Annotated in this window: 15 protein-coding genes; 3 read left to right on the top strand and 12 right to left on the bottom strand. The window is 71.0% G+C overall.

Going from position 1 to position 19,222, the window contains the following annotated elements; genetic code table 11:
* Nucleotides 1–99 precede the first annotated feature (99 nt).
* Entirely contained in the window at nucleotides 100–447 is a 348-nt protein-coding gene (locus ACFWNN_RS22900; protein ID WP_382441950.1) for a nuclear transport factor 2 family protein, read from the bottom strand.
* Between the two features lie 94 nt (nucleotides 448–541).
* On the opposite strand from ACFWNN_RS22900, the gene ACFWNN_RS22895 reads away from it, so the two are divergent.
* Nucleotides 542–1,525, top strand: coding sequence for a helix-turn-helix transcriptional regulator (locus tag ACFWNN_RS22895; RefSeq protein ID WP_382441949.1), 984 nt, complete (start codon nucleotides 542–544; stop codon nucleotides 1,523–1,525).
* On the opposite strand, the gene ACFWNN_RS22890 is transcribed toward ACFWNN_RS22895, so the two are convergent.
* The 6 genes from ACFWNN_RS22890 to ACFWNN_RS22865 all read right to left on the bottom strand — a co-directional run bounded on the left by ACFWNN_RS22890 (nucleotide 1,495) and on the right by ACFWNN_RS22865 (nucleotide 9,313).
* Nucleotides 1,495–3,285 (bottom strand): BTAD domain-containing putative transcriptional regulator, encoded by a 1,791-nt coding sequence (locus ACFWNN_RS22890; protein WP_382441948.1) that lies wholly within the window; start codon nucleotides 3,283–3,285, stop codon nucleotides 1,495–1,497. The genes ACFWNN_RS22895 and ACFWNN_RS22890 overlap by 31 nt on opposite strands.
* Nucleotides 3,286–3,374: 89 nt before the next feature.
* Nucleotides 3,375–4,313 (bottom strand): NmrA/HSCARG family protein, encoded by a 939-nt coding sequence (locus ACFWNN_RS22885; RefSeq protein WP_382441947.1) that lies wholly within the window; start codon nucleotides 4,311–4,313, stop codon nucleotides 3,375–3,377.
* 83 nt (nucleotides 4,314–4,396) lie between these two features.
* Nucleotides 4,397–6,049: a pentapeptide repeat-containing protein gene (locus tag ACFWNN_RS22880; RefSeq protein ID WP_382441946.1), complete on the bottom strand. Its 1,653-nt coding sequence runs from the start codon at nucleotides 6,047–6,049 to the stop codon at nucleotides 4,397–4,399.
* 75 nt (nucleotides 6,050–6,124) lie between these two features.
* A complete protein-coding gene (locus tag ACFWNN_RS22875) occupies nucleotides 6,125–8,071 on the bottom strand; it encodes an ABC transporter ATP-binding protein (RefSeq protein WP_382441985.1) in 1,947 nt (648 codons plus the stop codon).
* A 14-nt stretch (nucleotides 8,072–8,085) separates the two neighbouring features.
* Nucleotides 8,086–8,655 carry a TetR/AcrR family transcriptional regulator gene (locus tag ACFWNN_RS22870; RefSeq protein ID WP_382441984.1) on the bottom strand — a complete coding sequence of 190 codons (570 nt, stop codon included), beginning with the start codon at nucleotides 8,653–8,655 and terminating at the stop codon, nucleotides 8,086–8,088.
* 85 nt (nucleotides 8,656–8,740) lie between these two features.
* Entirely contained in the window at nucleotides 8,741–9,313 is a 573-nt protein-coding gene (locus tag ACFWNN_RS22865; protein WP_382441945.1) for a dihydrofolate reductase family protein, read from the bottom strand.
* 82 nt (nucleotides 9,314–9,395) lie between these two features.
* Between ACFWNN_RS22865 and ACFWNN_RS22860 the strand changes: the two genes are divergently transcribed.
* Nucleotides 9,396–10,286, top strand: coding sequence for an oxidoreductase (locus ACFWNN_RS22860; RefSeq protein ID WP_382441944.1), 891 nt, complete (start codon nucleotides 9,396–9,398; stop codon nucleotides 10,284–10,286).
* Nucleotides 10,287–10,290: 4 nt separating this feature from the next.
* Here the strand turns inward: ACFWNN_RS22860 and ACFWNN_RS22855 are convergent, their stop codons facing one another.
* Nucleotides 10,291–11,268 carry a helix-turn-helix domain-containing protein gene (locus ACFWNN_RS22855; RefSeq protein ID WP_382441943.1) on the bottom strand — a complete coding sequence of 326 codons (978 nt, stop codon included), beginning with the start codon at nucleotides 11,266–11,268 and terminating at the stop codon, nucleotides 10,291–10,293.
* A 147-nt stretch (nucleotides 11,269–11,415) separates the two neighbouring features.
* On the opposite strand from ACFWNN_RS22855, the gene ACFWNN_RS22850 reads away from it, so the two are divergent.
* Nucleotides 11,416–15,078: a S8 family serine peptidase gene (locus tag ACFWNN_RS22850; RefSeq protein WP_382441942.1), complete on the top strand. Its 3,663-nt coding sequence runs from the start codon at nucleotides 11,416–11,418 to the stop codon at nucleotides 15,076–15,078.
* 43 nt (nucleotides 15,079–15,121) lie between these two features.
* On the opposite strand, the gene ACFWNN_RS22845 is transcribed toward ACFWNN_RS22850, so the two are convergent.
* From ACFWNN_RS22845 to ACFWNN_RS22830, 4 genes are read right to left on the bottom strand one after another with little or no spacing between them, the layout of a single operon-like run.
* The gene (locus tag ACFWNN_RS22845) at nucleotides 15,122–15,871 is read right to left on the bottom strand and encodes an SDR family oxidoreductase (RefSeq protein ID WP_382441941.1); all 750 of its coding nucleotides are present in this window, start codon (nucleotides 15,869–15,871) and stop codon (nucleotides 15,122–15,124) included.
* Nucleotides 15,868–16,815, bottom strand: a complete 948-nt coding sequence (locus ACFWNN_RS22840; protein ID WP_382441940.1) for a helix-turn-helix transcriptional regulator — start codon at nucleotides 16,813–16,815, stop codon at nucleotides 15,868–15,870. Before ACFWNN_RS22840 ends, ACFWNN_RS22845 begins: the two co-directional genes overlap by 4 nt.
* A 48-nt stretch (nucleotides 16,816–16,863) precedes the next feature.
* Complete coding sequence (locus ACFWNN_RS22835; RefSeq protein ID WP_382441939.1) at nucleotides 16,864–17,823, bottom strand: PfkB family carbohydrate kinase; 960 nt, start codon at nucleotides 17,821–17,823, stop codon at nucleotides 16,864–16,866.
* Nucleotides 17,816–19,192, bottom strand: a complete 1,377-nt coding sequence (locus tag ACFWNN_RS22830; protein WP_382441938.1) for a purine-cytosine permease family protein — start codon at nucleotides 19,190–19,192, stop codon at nucleotides 17,816–17,818. Before ACFWNN_RS22830 ends, ACFWNN_RS22835 begins: the two co-directional genes overlap by 8 nt.
* Nucleotides 19,193–19,222 lie beyond the last annotated feature (30 nt).

The raw sequence follows: 19,222 nt of genomic DNA, 5'->3' as shown, positions 1-19,222 counted from the left end.
GGGCATGACGTCTGACTCCAATGTGTGGTTCCGTCGTATTCGGCTCAATTGGGAAAGTCGTCGCCACACGCCAAGCGATACATAGAGATTCCTTATGGCTCAGCCTTGCGCCTTCAGCATGGGCGCCATGTCGAACACGCTGATCACGTGGCTGATCTTGCCGTCGGTGACGGTGAGGTACTCGGTGCCGTGCACGTTCTGAACGAACGGCAGGTCGATCGAGTACACCGTCACGGCACGGTCGTCGCGCCCGAGCACGTCGAGGACCTCACCCCTGGTGAGCCTGCCGACGAACGGCGCCAGGAACTGACGGTATCCCTCGATCCCCTCGATGCGTCCCGTCGGTGCCTCGCACACGACGTCGTCCGCCACGAAGCTCAACGCGGTCTCGGCATCGCCGCCGGTCCAGGCCTTGACGTACTCGTCGGCGATCTTCAGCGCGGTCATGACTGGTGGTTCCTCTCGTCGGATCTCGATGAACCACAGTCTTGACGGACGTATATGTCATCTCCTGTCATATAGGTGGAGGAGATTTCCTGACATGAAGTCCGACCGCCTGCTCTCGATCCTGCTGCTCCTGCAGACCCACGGGCAGCTGTCCGCCGCCGACCTGGCCGAACGGCTGGAGGTGTCGGCGCGCACGATCATGCGCGACTTCGAGGCCCTGTCCGCGGCGGGCGTGCCGGTCTACACGGTGCGCGGCCCCCAGGGCGGCATCGCCCTGCTGCCCGGCTACCACACGGACGTCACCGGCCTCACCGCCGACGAGTCCCGCGCGCTGTTCGTCGTGCTCGCCGGCTCCGCGCACGCCGACCTCGGCCTCGGTCAGGCCCTGGGATCGGCGCTGCGCAAGGTGATGGCCGCGCTGCCCGCGCCTCACCAGGGCGGCGCCGACCTGACCAGCAGGCGCGTGCTGATCGACCCCGTGCGGTGGCGTGGTGCACCCGGTTCTTCTGACCTGGAGGTCTTCCAACGGGCCGTGTTCGCCGACTGGCGGTTGCGGCTGCGGTACCGGCACGGCCGCGACAACCGCGTGCGCACCTACACCGTCGACCCGTACGGCCTGGTCAACAAGGCGGGCGTCTGGTACCTGGTCGCCGACTGCGAGGGCGCTCCCCAGCTCTACCGCGTCGACCGGGCGCAGTCGGTCGTGGTGGTCGCCGAACCCGTGCGGCGCCGGGCCGGGGTGGAGCTGGACGACGTCTGGGAGGAGCTGCGGCGCCGGATCGACGATCTTCCGTCCCTGGTGGCGGTCACGGCGCTGGTGCGGGACGACGTGCTGGCGTTGTTGCTGCGCGTGCACCAGGGAGAGCTCTTCGATGGCCCAGTTCCGGCGTCGCGGTCCGGGTGGAGTCAGGTCGAGCTGCGGTTCCGCTCGGTGCGCGCGGTCGAGATGCTGCTGGCGTTCGGGGCCGGGGTGGAGGTGCTCGCGCCTGAGGAGGCACGCGAAGCCCTTGCCGGGCAGGCGAAAGCGATCGCCGAGCTCTACGGCTCTCAGGCGCCTGCCGGCACGCCGTCGCGCTGAGCGCTGTAGAACCGGACGAGCCTGGTCAGCGCCTCCTGGTACGCCTCGGGGCCGTCGTCGGTGTAGGCGCGGCCGCGGGCGAAGTGGCGCACTGGTTCCGGGTAGACGTACCGGTCACCGCCCGCCGAGGCGATGAGGTGCACGTCGACGAGCGACTCGACGAGCAGTGCCGCCTCGCGCGTCGGCAGGTCCAGCACGGCGGCCGCCGCGGGCAGGGTGATGTCCGGGCCGTCGCCGATCGCGAGCAGGCGGAACGCGCGTGCCTGGGCGGGAGCGAGCTCGTCGAGGGCCGAGATGAAGGGCTCCTCGATCACCGCGCACTCCGGTGGCAGCACCACCGCTCCCTCGCGGGGTTTGCCGAGGCGGGCCACGGCGTCGGGGAGCGTCCACTCCGGACGGGACGCGATGCGGGTGCCGATGCCGGTGATCACCTGGGGGAGTCCGGCGGTGCGGGAGACGAGCGCGCGGGCCGTGTCGGGGTCGCGCCGGACGCGGTCGCCGACCAGCTTTTCCAGCAGCGCCAAGGATTCGTCGGGGCGCAGGCCGGTCAGGCGCAGCCAGTGGCCGTACGGGAGGCTGTAGAGCCGTTGACGTGCGGTGATCAGCACGGCCGGGCCGCCGGTGCCGGGCAGCAGCGCGCGGACCTGGTGGGTGTCGCGGGCGTTGTCCAGCACGACGAGCAGCCGCCTGCCCGCGGTGCTGGAACGCCAGAGGGTCGCGCGTTCTGCCGGTGAGGCGGGCAGGTCGGTGTGGCCCAGGGCGCGGAGCAGGGCGGACAACGGGTCGGTGGTGCGGCCCAGGTCGGCGAACAGCTGGCCGTCGGGGAAGCGGGCGGCGACCTTGTGTCCGATGTGGACGGCCAGGGCGGTCTTGCCCACGCCGGCCAGGCCTTCCAGCCCGATCAGCGGCACGCTCGCGTCCGCCGGGGTCAGCGCGTCGGCGAGGCCGGGCATCAGCTCGGACCGGCCGGTGAAGTCGGGCAGGTCCGGTGGCAGCTGGGCGGGGTGGCGGCTGTGCGCTGGCTGCTCGCGGACGAGTGCCGGGTCGGAGGTGAGGATGCGGCGTTGCATCTCGCGCAGCTCGGGGCCGGGTTCCAGGCCGAGCTCCTCGTCGAGGCGGCGGCGGACGTCGGTGAACACGGCCAGTGCGTCGGCCTGGCGCCCGGCGCGGTAGAGGGCGTGCATGAGCAGCTCGCGCGGGCGTTCGCGGAGGGGCTCGGCCGCGATGACCTCGTCCAGTGCGTCGGCGGCTTCGACGTGGCGGCCCAGTTCGACGTCGGCGGCGGCCAGGTCCTCGATCGCCGCGAGGCGTTGTTCGGTGAGACGGACGCGTTCGGACTCGGCGTAGTCGCCGTTGACGCCCGCGAGCGGGACACCCCGCCAGAGCCCCAGCGCGGTGCGCAGGTGTGTGGCCGCCGTGGCGGTCGTGGCCGTGCGGGCCTCGGCGAGGTGGCGGCTGAAGTCGGTTGCGTCGAGGCCGGTCGGCGGCAACGCGTACCCGCCGCCGACGGACGTGATGACACCGGCGGGCAGCACGCGGCGCAGGCGGGAGACGTAGGAGCGGATCATGCCGGTCGCCGCCGGAGGTGCCTCGGGACCCCACACGGCGGTGATCAGCTGGTCAGGCGTGACGGCGCGGCCGCCGCGCAGGAGCAGGATGCCGAGGATCGCGCGCTGCTGGGGTGGCCCGAGCGGGAGTTCGGTCTCGCCCAGCCACGCCCGCACCGGTCCGAGCACCTCGAACCGCAACCCTTCGCGCACTGGCGATTCCTCTCCGCAGCCTCACGTCGCACAACCGCAGCTGCGAAGCCGGTATTCCTGCGCCCTCCGCGCGCACCGCTGACCGTGGGTCAGGATGCGAACTTGTCGCCGTTGGCGGCCAGCCACGTGGAGAAGTCCTTGAGGCGCGGGTTGAGCGTCCGCACGAACTCCGGGTCGCGCGCGCCGGCGAAGAACTCCGCGTGCTCTGCGTAGAAGACGAACATGTTGGCGATGTCGTCGGCCCCCGGCGCCCCGCTCGCGCGCACGTCCTCGGCGCTGATCGGGAAGTACGCGACCTCCTCGCCGAGCTGCGCGGTGAACCTGGCGGCGTACTCGGCGCCGGTCAGGTTCTCGCCGGACACGCTGATCGTCTCGCCGACCAGGCCGGTGCCCTGCTGGAGGATCCCGTAGGCGGTGCGGCCGATGTCCTCCGACGCGATGCCGGGCAACGGGCTGTCGCCCATCGGCAGCGCGAGCGCCAGCCTGCCGTCCGCACCCCGCTGCGGCCGGAAGAAGTCGAGGAACGCGTCGAAGTAGAAGGTGGTGGACAGGAACGTGGTCGGCACGCCGGCCTCGCGGAAGAAGCCGTCGATCTCGGCCTTGCTGTCGAAGTGCGGCGTCTTGTAGCTGCCGTGCAACGTCGGCACGCGGTCGGCCGGCAGGTGGTCGCGGGTGTCCGGCAGCGTCGACCAGATCACGTGCTGGAGGCCCGCCGCCTTGGCCGCGTTCACCATGGCCCGTGCCTGCGCCTGCTCGCGCTGGACGTCGTTGTACTCCCAGAACGCCGTGACGAAGTAGGCCCCGTACGCGCCTTCGAGGGCGGTGCGCAGGCTCTCCTCGTCGTCTACGGACACGGCCACGACCTCGGCGCCGCTCGCCGCGAGTTCCTTGGCGGCGGGGGAGTCGGCGTTGCGGGTCAGCGCCCGGACGGCGAACCCGCCGTCCGGGTCGTCGAGGATGGCGCGGGCCAGGCCACCGCCCTGCTGTCCGGTGGCGCCGACCACTGCGATGATCTTCTTGCTGGTCATCGGGACTCCTTGGGGTTGACGGGATGTCTGACCCCAATGGAAGTCCTGCGACGTTGGCGTCCTGTGCACGTCTGATGCACGCCTCATCCAGTTGGAACGGGCACCAGCCGCAGGGTTTCGCCGGTCTGTTCGGCGACGGCGCAGGTCCAGCCTGGCGGCCAGTCGGAGGAAAGGGCTTCCGCTCCGCTGCTGAGTACGGTGGCCTCGGTGCAGCTCGCCACCGAGGCGAACCAGGCGCCGCCGAACGTGGTGTCGCTGCCGAACATGGCCCTGTCGAACGAGACCGTGCCAGAGAACCTCGCGCCTCCGAACTGCGCGACCTCGGTGAACGTCGCGCTGTCGAACAAGACAGAGCCGGTGAACTGCGCGCTGTCGAACTGGGCCGCGTCGGTGAACCACGCGCCGACGAATCTGGCCACGGAGAACTGCGCGTCGATGAACACCGCAGTCGTGAACTGCGTGTTGATGAACGCGGCACCACTGACGAACGTGGCGCTGTCGAAAACAGCGGAGTCGGTGAAAGCGGCGCTGGAGAAATACACTGATTCGGTGAACGTGGCTCGGTTGAACTGCGCGGCTTTGGCGAAGGTGGCGCTGTCGAAGCGGGCTGTCCCGATGAATCTCGCGCCGCCGAACGTCGAAAAGGTGAAGGTGACGCCGCTGAACGCGGCGGTCTTGATGAACGTCGTGTTGTCGAACTGAGCGGTGTCGGCGAACGTGGCGCCGCTGAACGTGGCCGCGGTCAACGTCTCCCCGCTGAAAACCGCGCCTTCGGCGAAGGTCGCGCCGGCGAAGCGCGCGGTGCCGGTGAAGGTCGCGCGCTCGAACCAGGCCGCGCCGCTGAACGTCGTGCCGCGGAAGTCGGTGTTTCCGGAGAATGCCGCCCGATCCATGCGGACCACGGGCAGGACGCACGAACTGAGGTCCAGATCGATCAGCAGCGCTTCCGTGAGATCCAGGTCCGGGATCTCCGGCCAGTAGTTGCTGTGGTCGTGGTCGTGTTCGGGTGGCCGGAGGTGCTTGGCGAGAAGGCGTTGCACGGAAAGGCGCACGTCGCGTTCCAGCACCGCCTCGGCCTGCGCCGTCGCGGGTTTGGGTGAGGTTTCGGCAGGTCTTGAGTGCCGGATCACGGTTCGCCGGTGTCCGCGCGGCAGTGGCCGAGGCGATCCAGGGCGGGGAGAGACCGATGGGGCCGCCAGATAGGGCATGCGCAGGTAGGCGCACCAGAGGTTGGCGATCGTCGGGCGCTGGTCGGGGTTGTCCTGCCCGAGGCGTTCGAGCGCGTACAGACCGGCCAGCCGCACCGGTGCCTTGTCGGAGCCGAGCTGATCGGCGGCTTTGGTGTACAGCTCGGTGACTCGGCGTGCCTTGGCGTCGTCCTCGGTGTGGACCTGGGCGTCCAGCCGTGCGCGCAGGTCGCGTTCGGCGGTTCGTTGCCGGCGCATGGCGAGGTACAGCGCGATGAGGGCGCCGCCGCCGGCGACGATGCTCAGCGCGATCTTGACGGCGTCGAGCATCGCCGTGACGTAGTCCTTGCCCTGGATGGCGGCGTTCTGGTCGGCCTTCACCGACGCCACTCGGGCGAGCCAGTCGAACGTGAACCACAGCGCGCCGCCGGCGACCGCCATCAGCGCGGCCAGTCCCACCAGGAGCCCGAGCCACGGGAACCGGTCGCCGGACGCGGGCCGCCCCCTCGGGCGCCATCGTGAACCAGGCCCGGATCCAGTGGTGGTCATGTTCCTAGTTCGTCAGAAGATCGCTCAGTGCAACACCGTCCGATGGTGTGACGGCACCATCGGACGGTCACCAGGTCAGCCGGGCACCTCGTCCAGGTAGGCCTGCGCCTGCAGCGTGAACAGGTCGGCGTACCCGGCCTTGGCCGCCATCAGCTCCTCGTGCGTCCCGTACTCGGCGACCTTCCCGTGCTCCAGCAGCAGGATGCGTTCGGCCTGCCGCACGGTCGAGAACCGGTGCGAGATGTACAGCGTCGTCCGGCCCTCCGACAGCTCGCGCAGCCGGGCGAACAGGTCGTGCTCGGCCTGCGCGTCGAGTGCGGACGTCGGTTCGTCGAGGATCAGGATCGGCGCCTCCCGCTGGAACGCCCTGGCCAGCGCGATCTTCTGCCACTCGCCGCCGGACAGGCTCACGCCCTGGTCGAACCAGCGGCCGAGCGGGCTGTCGTAGCCGCGGGGGAGTCGTTCGATCCGTTCGTCGGCGCCGGCGCGGCGGGCCGAGTCCTCGATGTGCGGCCGGTCTTCCAGCCGGGTCAGGTCGCCCAGGCCGATGTTCTCGGCTGCTGTGCCCTGGTACGTCACGTAGTCCTGGAACATCGCGCTGATCCGGGTGCGCAGCGCGACCGGGTCGTACTCGCGGATGTCCACGCCGTCGAGCAGGATGCGGCCGCCGGTCGGGTCGTAGAGGCGGCAGAGGAGCTTGAACAACGTCGACTTGCCCGCGCCGTTGCGGCCCACGACTGCCACGGTCTCGCCGGGGCGGATCTCGAAGCTCACGTGGTCCAGCGCCGGTTCCGCGGCGCCGGGGTAGCTGAAGGTCACCCCGTCGAACTCGATGTGTCCCTCCACTGTGGACGGCATCGGGCGCGGCTCGGCGGGTGCGGTGATCTCCGGCTTGGTGTCCAGGAACTTGTACAGCGTGTCGAGGTAGAGGTTGTTCTCGTACATCCCCGAGAACGCCGTGAACAGGCCCGACACCGACGCCTGCACCGAGGCCGCGGCGGCCGTGTACAGCGCCAGGTCTCCCAGGGTCAGGCGGCCGCCCACCGCTTCGAGTGCGATGTAGAGCGTGATCGCCGAGCCCGCGGCCGTGCTGAGCAGGCCCCAGGACGTCGAGCTGATGTTGCGGTTGACGGTCAGCTTCCGCGAGCGTTCGTAGGCCACGGTGCCGAGCCGGCGGAACCGGTCGACGAAGTACGGGCCGAGCCCGAAGAGCTTGGTCTCCTTGGCGTACGTGTCCGTCGTGACCAAAGAGGACAGGTAGTCCATGCGCCGCTTGATCGGCGACATCATGAACGTCAGCCAGAACGCGCGGGAGCCGTACTTCGACTGCGAGATGAACGCCGGGATCGGCGCCAGCAACGCGACGAGGGCCAGCAGCGGGCTGATCGCGACGAGCAGCGCGATCATGCTGCTGAACGTGATCAGCGTGCGCAGCAGTCCCAGCGCGGAGTTCATCATCGCGAGCGGACGCGTCGGCGCCTCCTGCGCGGCCTGGCGCAGCATGTCGTACGACGTCGAGCCCTCGAAGTAGGCGAGGTGCAGGTCGCTGGCGTGCGCCATCACGCGATGGCGGATCGTCAGCGTCATGCGCTCCTGCAGCAGCGACTGCGCGATCGACGTCAACGCGCTGCTGACGGCGGTCGCGGCGAGCACGCCGAACTGGAACAACGCGACGTTCACGATGTCGCGGGTCGTGCCGGTGCCCTGGATCGCCGCGACGACGGAGTCCAGCAACAGCTTGGCGATGTACGCGGTCACGGTCGGCAGAAGTCCTGCCAGCAACGTGATCAGCGCCAGCACGATCGTCAGGGTCGGGCTGGCCTGCCAGGTCAGCCGCGCGACCTTCGGCAGGCCGCGCACCGTGCCCGCCACGGATGTCCGCACGCGCTTGAACCGCGAGCGCAGGTCCTTCGGTTCGTCGTCCTGAGTCGGTTCCGGGATGTCGACGGGCCCGGTGAGCCCGCTGTCCGGCACCGTCGACGCGCGCCGGCGGCGGTTGCGCCGTCCGAGCGCGAACTCCATTCCTCCGCCCGGGATCATTCAGCCTCCACAGCGCCGTGCAGGAAGAAGTCGACCACCTGGCGCGTGGTGGGCGCTTCGACGTCCGACGCCAGCCTGCGGCCGCCGAACAGAAGGGTCAGGAACAGACCGGCGAGCTGCTCGGGTGGCAGCCGCAGCCGGTCCTTCTCGGGGTCGAACAACTCGACCATCGCGCCGCGGATGGCGGCCATCGACTCGCGGCGGCCACCCCTGCGCGGGCTGCCGGGATCGCGGTGTTTGACGCGGCCGGACGCGTGCAGGGCGCTCATCAGCGCCCCCATGCGTTCGAGGTGCGCGCCGAGTGCTTCGGCGGCCTCGACGAGCCGGTCCTCCAACGGCTGGCCGACGGGGATCTCGGCGATCGCGTCGAGCACGTGGTCGGGCTTGAGAGCCTCGGCCGTGCAGGCGTCGAGCAGCTCGTCCTTGTCCTTGAAGGCGCGGAAGATGGTGCCTTCGCCGATGCCGGCGGCACGGGCGATCTGGCTGCTCGTGACGTTGGCGCCGTGCTCGATCAGGAGCGGCAGCACCGCGTGCACGATCATGGCGCGCCGCTCTTCGACGCTCATGCCCGGCGCTCGACGCCGGGTCTCGGGTGCTGGTGTCATGCGCCCATGATGCGGAGTGAGCGCTCACTCCGTCAAATGAGTTAGGTCACCCGGCCTGGTTCACGACCCGGAAGCGCAGGTGGTCGACGGCGGGGGAGTGCGGTGTCGGCATGCGCTCCAACCGGATCGCGGACCCGAGAGAGGCGAACAACGGCGTGCCGCCCCCGAGCAGCAGCGGCACCACATGCACGTAGATCTCGTCGACCAGGCCGAGCGGCAGCGCCTGCTGCATGACGGTGGCGCCGTGCAGGCCGACCCACTTGTCGCCCGCGGCCTCCCGTGCCTGCCCGATCGCGCTCGCAACCCCGTCGGCGACGAAGGTGTAGTCCGCGTGGCCCTCGGGCGCGTGGTGGGTGACCACGAAGCTGCGCGCGCTGGCCAGCGGGCCGCCGGGACCCCACTCGTTCACGGTCTTGTCGAACGACGTGCGGCCCATCACGATCGCGCCGCACTGCGCGATGGCGTCCTCCAGGTACTGGCGGTCGGAGTCGGTGGGTTTCTCGAACATCCAGTCGTGCAGGCCGCCGGCGCCGTCGCCGAACGGGGTGGTGCGGCTCGCGTTCGGGCCGGTGACGTAGCCGTCGAGCGAGATCGACATGTCGCAGATGACGAGTGCCATGGTTCCTCCGGGACGTTGGTCTCACCACTGCGTCGATCGGGCGGGGCCCGTTTCGACAGGGGCCTCTGCCTAGACTGCGATCATGACGACGCACCGGTGGGCCGCCGCGGATCTTCCCGACCTGACCGGGCGCACGGTCGTGGTGACAGGGGCCGCCAGCGGTGTGGGCAGGGGCACCGTGACGGCCTTCGCCGCGGCCGGGGCGCGCACGGTGCTGGCGGTGCGCGATGTCGCGGCCGGTGAGCGGGTGGCGGCCGGGCTGTCCGGCACCACCGAGGTGCGGCAGCTGGACCTGGCGAACCTGGCGTCGGTGCGCGCGTTCGCCGACGGCTGGCAGGGCGAGATCGACGTCCTGGTCAACAACGCCGGTGTGGCGATGACGCCGTTCAGCCGCACGGCGGACGGGTTCGAGCTCCAGTTCGGCACCAACCACCTCGGCCACTTCGCGCTGACCAACCTCCTGCTGCCGTCGATCACCGGCCGGGTGGTGACGGTGGCCTCCGGCGCGCACAAGGTGGGCGTGCTCGACCTCGACGACCTGGACCTCGCCCGCTACACGCCGCCGAAGGCGTACGGCCGCTCCAAGCTCGCGAACCTGCTGTTCACGCTCGAACTGGACCGCCGCCTGCGGGAGGTGGGGTCGCCGGTGCTCGCGGTGGCGTCGCACCCCGGCTACACGGCGAGCAACCTGGGCACCAAGGGCCGCAACCCCTACCTGGTCAAGGTCGCGAACTTCGTCGGGCGCCACTTCGCGCAGACCGAACAGCAGGGCGCGCTGCCGTCGTTGTACGCGGCCACGCAGGACGTGCCGGGTGCGAGCTACGTCGGGCCGGACGGGCGGTTCGAGCTGCACGGCCACCCAACGCTGGTGGGGCGGTCGGCGGCGGCCAGCGACCCGGTGCTGGCGCGGCGGTTGTGGGAGACGTCGGAACGGCTCACCGGCGTGACGTTCCCGCTGACCGCTCAGCCCTGACGGCTCACAACCAGCCGCGGCGCTCCGCCAGGGAACCCGCCTGGAACCGGGAGGACGCGCCGAGCTCGTTCATCAACCGCTGGAGCCGGCGGTACGTGGTCCGGGTGCTCCAGCCGTTCGCGCGGGCGATCGCCGTGTCGGTCAGCCCGGCCATCATCATCGTGAGCAGCGCCCTGGTCTCGTCGTCCGGGAGCGTGCTGTTGCCGGGGTCCGGCGCGGCCACGTCGAGAGGTGCGGCCTGGGCCCACTCGCCCTCGAACAACGCCTCCAGCGCGGTCAGCAGCGGGGAGCGGCGGACCAGGTAGGCCACCTGCAGGCCGCTGCGGCTGAGGTCGAACGGGATGAGGGCGTCCTGGTCGTCCCGGATGATCAGCTTGATCGGCAGGCTGCGGCGCGTGCGGGCCAGCTCGCCGCCCTGCACGGCCGGGAGGATGTCCGTTTCGAGCTTTCGGGGCCAGTTCACCGCGTCGAGGCTGTAGATCACGCGGTGCGTGACGCCGTCGTTCTGGTGCCGGGTGATCTGTTCCTGGGTGAACCGCGCGGCGCCCTCGCCGCCGGGGCTCTCGTAGTACGGCGGGGTGTCGAACACGCGGACCTGGTGGCGTGCCTCGGATTCCAGGTGCGCGACGGCCGCGGCGATCGTCTCCCGGTCGGTCAGCTGCTCGATGACGAGCTCGGGGCTCGTCCGGTGCGCGCTGCGGTGGACCTCGGACAACGAGTGCACCTTCGCGCGGGCGGCGCTCAGCTCCCGTTCGCGCAGCTGCACGAGCTGGTTGATCGCGATGTCCGGGGGCGCGGCCACGTACCGGGACGGGCGGCCGCTGCAGCTCACCAGGTGCTTCGCCGCTAGTGCGGTCAGGGTGCGCTGCACCGGCGTCGACAGGTGGTCGGAGAGTGCCGCCGCGGTCGAACCGGGTTGTGCGACAAGCGCTTCGTAGACCCGTTCCTCGTCGGCGGACAACCCCAGTACGGCGAGTTCCATCCGACAGTCGTACAGGAATTGTCCAGGTTGTGCCAGGTGGCAGTGAATGGCCAACCACCATCTTGTGGCCGACAGTTGCCGACTGGCACTGTTCGGCCACCCAGGCGTCGCAGCACCGCCACCCTTTGTACAGAGAGGACTCCGTCGGTGAGAACCTCCCGCAAGCGCCGGGCCGTCGTCACGGCCGGGTGTCTCGCGTCCCTGCTCATCCCGATCACCCCGGCCCACGCCGATCCGGCCGTCCCGGCGGGACGGTCCGGCGAGCCCGTCCGCACCGTCACGTTGATCACCGGCGACGTCGTGAAGGTGAACACCTCCGGCCAGACCGTCTCGGTCGAAGGCCCCGACGGCGAACCCGTCGACGCGCGGGTCCTCGAGTCGGCGGGAGACGTGTACGTCTACCCGAACTCCGCGTTGTCCTACATCGCCGGCGGCAAGCTCGACCGGCGGCTGTTCAACGTCACCGACCTGATCGCGGACGGCTTCGACGACGCACACCGCGACGACCTCCCGTTGATCGTCTCCTACGTCGACCAGCAGGGGTTCCGAGCGAACGCCGCGCCCGCCGGCGCCGAACTGGTCCGTCCACTCGCGAGCGTCGGCGGGGCCGCCGTCACCGCGGACCACGACCGCGCGAAGGACTTCTGGGCGTCGGTCACCAGCAACCAGACAACGTTGTCATCGCTCGCTCCGGCCAAGCCCGCGTTCACGAACGGCATCGAGCGGATCTGGCTCGACGGCAAGGTGTACCCGGACCTCGCCGAGTCGGTCGCGCAGATCGGCGCGCCCGCGGTCTGGGCCGGTGGTGACACCGGGCAGGGCGTCGACGTCGCCGTCCTCGACACCGGCGTCGACACGACCCACCCCGACCTCGCGGGCCGGATCGTAGACACTCGCAGCTTCATCGAGGGCGAGGACGTCACGGACGTCCACGGTCACGGCACGCACGTCGCGTCCACCATCGCGGGCACCGGCGCCGCGTCCGGTGGCACCGAGAAGGGCGTCGCCCCGGACGCCCGCCTGCACATCGGCAAGGTGCTGTCGAACGCCGGCTCCGGCACCGACTCCCAGGTCCTCGCCGGCATGGAGTGGGCGGCTGTCGAGGCCCGCGCCAAGGTCATCAACATGAGCCTGGGCAACCAGGGGCCGTCCGACGGCACCGATCCGTTGTCGCAGGCGGTGAACCGGCTCAGCGCGCAGACCGGCGCGTTGTTCGTGATCGCGGCGGGCAACGAGGGCGGGCCAGGCAGTGTCAGCGCGCCCGGTGCCGCCGACGCGGCGCTGACCGTCGGCGCGGTGGACTCGCGCGACGAGCTCGCCTACTTCTCCAACCAGGGACCGAGGGTCGGCGACGGCGCGCTCAAGCCGGAGATCTCCGCGCCCGGCGTCGAGATCTCGGCCGCGCGCTCGCAGCACGCGCCGGGCGAGGGCTACTACCAGTCCATGAGCGGCACCTCGATGGCCACGCCGCACGTCGTCGGCGCGGCCGCGTTGCTCGCGCAGAAGCACCCGGAACTCACCGGCGCACAGCTGAAGGACCTGCTGACCAGCACCACCAAGCGGACTCCCTCCTACACCGCGTTCCAGGCCGGCAGCGGCCGCGTGGACGTGGCGGCGGCCGCGAGCGCCGGGGTGTTCGCCACGGCCACCGCGTACGCCGGGCAGAACGAGCCCGCCGCGGTGCAGCGCCCGGTGACCTACACCAACCTCGGCGCGGCACCGGTGGACCTCGACCTGTCGCTCGACGCACCCGGTGTGCCGCAAGGTGTCTTCACGCTCTCAGCGCAGCGCGTCACGGTTCCCGCGCACGGCACCGCGAAGGTCACCCTGACGCTCGACCCGAAGATCCCGGGAGCTCCGTCCGACGGTCTCAGCGGCCAGGTCCTCGCCAAGGGACCCGGTGGCGTGCTCGCCGCGCACACCGCCGTCTCTCTGGGCGGGCTCAGCCACAGGATCACCCTGAACGTCAAGGACGCCACCGGCGCCCCCGGCTTCCTGTTCGTGATCATGCTGCGGGCGGGCGACCCGAACCCCATCCCCGTCGCGGTCGACGGCAGCGCGAGCTTCTACCTGCCGAAGGACCAGTACTCGGCGCTCGGCATCACGGGCGTGCGCGGAGCACACGGGCCGAGCTCGCAGGGCCTCGCGTTGCTCGGTGATCCCGACTTCACACTGGACAAGGACACCACGATCACGTTCGACGCCACCAAGGTCCGGCTCGTCGACAAGACGACCCCGCAGGACTCGACGGCCAGCTACCTGCGCCTCGAGTACTCCCGGATGCTGCACCCGGACGGCCGCTGGCACGACTTCGGGCTCGCCACGGCCACCGTCGACAGCCTGTGGGTCCAGCCGCAGGAGAAGGTGACGCACGGCGACTTCGTGCTCGGCGCGCGCTGGCGCAAGGAACAGCCTCCGCTGGCGGTGTCCGTGCGCGGCGACGACTACACCGACGTCCTGCGGCAGTCCGGCGTCACGCCGCTGAGCGACGGGTCGCGGTCGCTCGGGCTCGTCTTCGCCGGGGACGGCACGAACTACAAGGGCGTCAACGCGTGGGGCAACGCCGTCGTCGTGCGCCGCACGGACGCGGTCACCCCGGCCGCACTGGCCAAGGCCGCGGCCGACGCCGGCGCGAAGCTGCTGCTCGTGGCCAACGACAGGCAGGGCCGTCAGCGCCTGTCCTTCGGTGCGACCACCATCGACGTCGCGATGCTCAGCACCGACGAGGGCGAGAAGCTCATCGCCCAGGCCGGGAAGAGGGGCGCGGAACTGCGCGCCGAGTCGCACCCCGTCCCGTCGTACGTCTACGACCTCGTGCACACCTGGCACAACGACCTGCCCAGGAACATGGTGGTCGAGGCGACGAAGAAGACCCTCGCCCGCATCGACGAGACCTTCGCCGCCACCTCACCCGCCGGACGCGGTGAGGAGTGGAGGTACGACTACCCGGCGTACACCGAGTGGGGCATCGGCAACTACGTCCCGGTCGCGATCGGCACCCGCCGCACGGACTGGGTCAGCACCGACGGCGACAACCGGTGGGGCCACGAGGTCACGGACGGGGTCCTGAACGAGTGGGGCGTCCGCCGCAAGTACGTGGCCACCAGCGTCACCAAGGACGAGTGGTTCAAGCCCGTCCAGCGCCCGTACCTCAACAACAACTACCTCGGCCCGGCCCGCACGGACAACCAGCTGCGCGTGGACGTTCCCGGGTACGGCAACGCCGACCACGCGGGGTCGATGCAGGACTGGTCGCGCGCTTCGCAGACGACCACCCTGTACCAGGGCGACAAGAAACTGGGCAGCTCCGCCAACGGGCTGATCATGTACGCCGACCTGGCCAAGGCCGAGTCCCAGCGGTACCGCCTCGTCGTGGAGAACAAGCGCGACGCGACGGTCAGCCCGTACTCGTCCGCCACCACCACGACGTGGTCGTTCAACTCGGCCGCGCCGAAGGTGGCCGGGACGCGGGAGCTGCTGCCGTTGCTCCAGGTCCGTTATGGACTCCAGGCGGACGGCGACGGCACCGTGTCGCGGGACGCGAGGTTCGGCATCACCGTCGAGCAGCGGGCGGCGGTGTCGGTCGGCCTGACCGACGTGCGGGTCGGGGGCGGTGGCAAGCCGGGCAAGCCTCGGGTCGAGGTGTCGTACGACGACGGCGCCACCTGGTCGCGGCTGCAGGACCACGGCGGTCAGTACCGCTTCGACGCACCCCGGAAGGCGCGGTTCGCCTCCCTGCGGGTGAGCGGGGACGACTCCGCGGGCAACACCGTCTCCCAGACGGTGATCCGCGCGGTCGGCCTCCGCTGAAACCCCGGTGGCGGCCCGGGCGCAGGGCCGGGCCGCCACCGGGTCAGCTGTCGCGCAGGACGCGGTGGGCGAGCGCGGGGGAGAGTCGCAGAAGTGGTGGCAGCAGCCGGGTTCTGCCGACGTGGATCTCGTCGGTGCCGGCGACGATGCCGTCGACGACCGCTCTCGCGGCCTGGTCCGGGCTGATCTTGTCGCGGCCGCGTCCACGCGTCATCTCGGTGTCCACCAACGGCATCACGGCGTCGATCACCCGGACGTGAGGCGCGGCGTCCTGGCACTGGTAGCGCAGTGCCCGGCTGAACGTGCGGACGGCGGCTTTGGTCGCGCAGTAGACCGGCGCCGACCGCTTGGGCGCCAGGGCGAGGCCGCTGGTGATGTTCACGACGGCGGCCTCGGGATGCCGGCGGAGGTGCGGCAGCAGGCCGGTGGACAGTGCGACGACGGCGTCGAAGTTGATCGCGATCTCGCGTCGGAGGACGGGCCGCAGGGCTTCCGGGTCGTCGTCGCCGAGGAAGTCGGTGAGGGTCTGCACGCCGGCGTTGTTGACCACCACCGACAGGCCCGGATGTCGTTGTGCCACTTCGGTGACGAAGGCGTCGACCGCGGCCGGGTCGGCGAGGTCCACCTGCCACGGGTGGACCTCGCCGTGCTCGGCCGCCAGTTCGTCGAGCAGATCCTGGTCCCGTCCCACGGCGACCACTCGCGCCCCGTGGGCGATCAGGTGCCGGGTGAGGTGACGGCCGATGCCGCGGGTCGCGCCCGTGACGAGAGCGGTGGTGTCGTGGAGGTTCATGCGGTGGCCTCGTTCTCTGGCGGCCGGGCGAACGCGGTGCGGTACGCGGCCGGGGTCATGGCGGTGCGCCGCCGGAACTCACGGGTGAGGTGCGGCTGGTCGGTGTAGCCGCAGGCGAAGCCCACGACGCCGAGCGGGTGCGCGGTGTTCATCAGCAGGTCCGCGGCGGCGTCGGCACGGGCGGTCGCGAGCACGGCAGCGAAGCCGCCGTCCGGCTGAAGGCGGCGCTGGAGGGTGCGCGGGGACAGGCCGAGGTGTGCCGCGAGGCACTGCACGGTCCAGCGGGCCGGGAGGTCGGCGGACAGGACTTGGTGGGCGCGCTCGGCCAGGTCGAGGTGGTCGACGCGGATGTCCTGCCGGGCGGGTGCAGGCAGGGGGACGGACGACCAGCCGAAACGCCAGAGAGCGGTGCCGTGGTCGGCCGCCGGGGCGGTGAAGTGGTTGTCCGCGAACACCTTCTGCCCGTGAGGTTCGAGGGTGACCGCGACCTCCTGAGTGCCGATCATCGTCAGCAACGCCACCAGCACCCCGAGGACCACGGCGTCTTCCGCGGGCTCGGGTCGGGAGGTTCGGCCGACGTGTTCGGCTACGAGGTGGGTCGTGGACACCTCGTGCACTTCGACGCGGTGTCGGGAGTGGACGAAGCGTTCCAGGCGGTTCCAGCGTTCGAACAGGTCGCCGGGTGTGGTGGCGGCGGTGAGGGCGGAGAGGGCCGGGTCGGGCGGCAGGGTCGGCAGGACCTGGCCGACCCGCAGCAACGGCAGCAGGCCGTGTTTCCGCGCGACATCGGCCAGCAACGCCCGCTTGGTGCCGAGCGGCACCAGCGCGTTCTGTCCCGGTGCCAGCGCGGCGCCCGTCGAGTCCTGGGCTGGAACAGGGATGCCCTGCCCGGCGAGCGACTTCCGCACGGCGGCCACCAAGGCCCCGCTCGCGAACTCGTCCACCCGCGTCACCCCCTTCCGAACCGGTCGGGGACAACGCTAGGCCGCCTGCTACCTGCTGTCTTGAAGGATCGCGCCACCGTCGCCGGAGGCGCGCAGGAACGCGTCGATCTCGGCGCTGGTCGGGCTGGTGGCCGGACCGGTGCGGGTGACGGCGATGGCGGCCGCCGCATTGGCCCGGCGGGCGGCCCTCGGAGCGCTCAGACCGGCCGCGAGCCCTGCGGCGAGCACCCCTGCGTGCGCGTCGCCGGCACCGTTGGTGTCGACGGCGTGCACCGGGAAACCCGGTACCCGCAGGGGTTCCTGACCGGCGCCTGCCAGCCAGCAGCCCGCCGCGCCGTCCCTGACCACGACGAGCCCGCCGGGGCGGATCCGGTCCACCAGTGCCGCGGCGGCCTCGGCGCCGGCCAGGCCCGTCGCGATCGTGGCCTCGCGGGCGTTGGCGCTCAGCACGTCGGTGTGGAGCAGGACCGGGCCGAGGACGGCCGGGTCGAGGTCGCCGACCAGCGGGGACGGGTCGGTGATCACCTTCGTGCCGGCGGGCAGGGTGGGCAGCCACCCGGTCAGGGCGGCCGCGTTGACCGGGTGGGCCAGGCTGTAGCCGGACACGTGCACGAGGTCGTGCTCGGTGACGGGCACGCGGTCGAGGTCCGCGCGCGTCAGCATGGCTTCGGCGCCGACGGTGGTGACGAACGTGCGTTCGGCGGTCGCGTCGACCAGGGCGACGCAGTAGCCGCTGTCCACGTCGTCGAGTCCTGTTTGGACGATCTGGGCGCCGCTCTCCGCCAGCGCGGCGCGCACGACGTCGCCCATCGGGCCGGTGCCGTACTGGCCCGCGAACACCACGGGCAGCCCGGCGCGCTGGGCGGCGACGAGGGTGTTGAGGCCGCCGCCCGCGGTCGTCCGCGACCCCGAGGCGATGATGTCGCCGCCCGGTTCCGGCAGGTGGTCGACGGTCAGCACGAGGTCGACGATCACGTTGCCGGTCGAGATCAGCCTGGGCTCAGTCACGGGCACCGCCCAGGGCGAAGTAGCCCGCCGCGGCCACGACGAACGTGACGATCCAGCCGATGGAGCTGAGTCCGTTGGCCAGCAACAGGTATCCGATGACCAGGGCGACGGCCCACGCCGTGGTCGCCCGCCATTCGACGCCGCCGCGGTACCAGTAGACGCCCTGCCGCGACATGTCGAGCAGCCCGGCCGGGTCGTAGTGCCGGCGCTTGATCATGTCGACGAGGAAGACGCCGAGCCAGGCCGTGATCGGGATGGCCAGCAACGAGATGAAGCCGATGAACGGGCCGTAGAAGTTGTCGGCCAGCAGCATGAAGTAGATCGCGCCGAGGAACGTGACGGTCACGTCCAGCGCCACCGCGTACACCCGCGGCACCCGGACGCCGAGGGTGAGCGTGGTCAGCCCGGCCGAGTAGACCGACAGGTGGTTCGACAGCAGCAGCCCGCCGAACGCCGCGATCAGGTACGGCACGGCCATCCAGGACGGCAGCAGGTCGCGGATCGCGGCGACCGGGTCGGAGGCGGACGCCAGCGAGTCGTCGCCCGCCGTGAGCAGGGCGCCCAGACCGATCAGCAGCACCAGCGGGATGCCGGCACCGGCCGCGCTCGCGCTGATCAGCCGGCCCGCCCGGACGCTGGTCTTCTGGTAGCGGGCCATGTCGGCGCCCGCGTTGGCCCAGCCGATGCCCGTGCCGCCCGCGATCACGCCGATGCCGGCCAGCACCGCCGTGACCGGGCCCGCCGGCATGGCGGCGACGGCGGTCCAGTCCACTGTGGCCACCAGCACGACGCCCACCACGACGTTGAGCGCGCCGAAGATCCACGTCGCCCACTTCTGGATGACCAGGATCGCCGCGTGCCCGAGTCCGGAGACGAGCAGCGTGCACAGTTCGAAGATCGCGATCGCGACGATCGTGAGCACCGGCACCGACTTGGCGTCCGAGCCCGTGCCGAAGGCGATCGTGAACAACGACAGCAGCACGAACGCGCCGGTCGTGGTGTTCACCGTCTCCCAGCCGAGGCGGGACGCCAGGGCGACCAGCGTCGGCCCGGCGTTGCCGCGCGTGCCGAAGACCGCGCGGGACAACGTCATGCTCGGCGCGCCGCCCCGCCGTCCGGCCACCGAGACGACGCCGACCACCGCGAACGACCCCGCCGCGCCCACTGCCGCGACGATCAGCGCCTGCCAGACGTTGAGGAACTGGAACGCGACGAGCGTGGCGCCCAGCGGCAGGCCGAGGATGGAGATGTTGGCGGCGAACCACACCCAGAACAGCTGCAGGGGGTTGCCGTTGCGGTCGGCGTTCGGCACGGGCTCGATCCCGCGCTGCTCGACGGCGCTCAGCGCGCCGCGGGTGGTGGTGGACATGGCTGTCTCCAGACGACGGTGGTGGAAACG

The sequence above is a fragment of the Lentzea sp. NPDC058450 genome (genome assembly GCF_042721395.1).
Taxonomy (GTDB): domain Bacteria; phylum Actinomycetota; class Actinomycetes; order Mycobacteriales; family Pseudonocardiaceae; genus Lentzea.
This window is presented reverse-complemented; position numbering and strand designations above follow the sequence as displayed.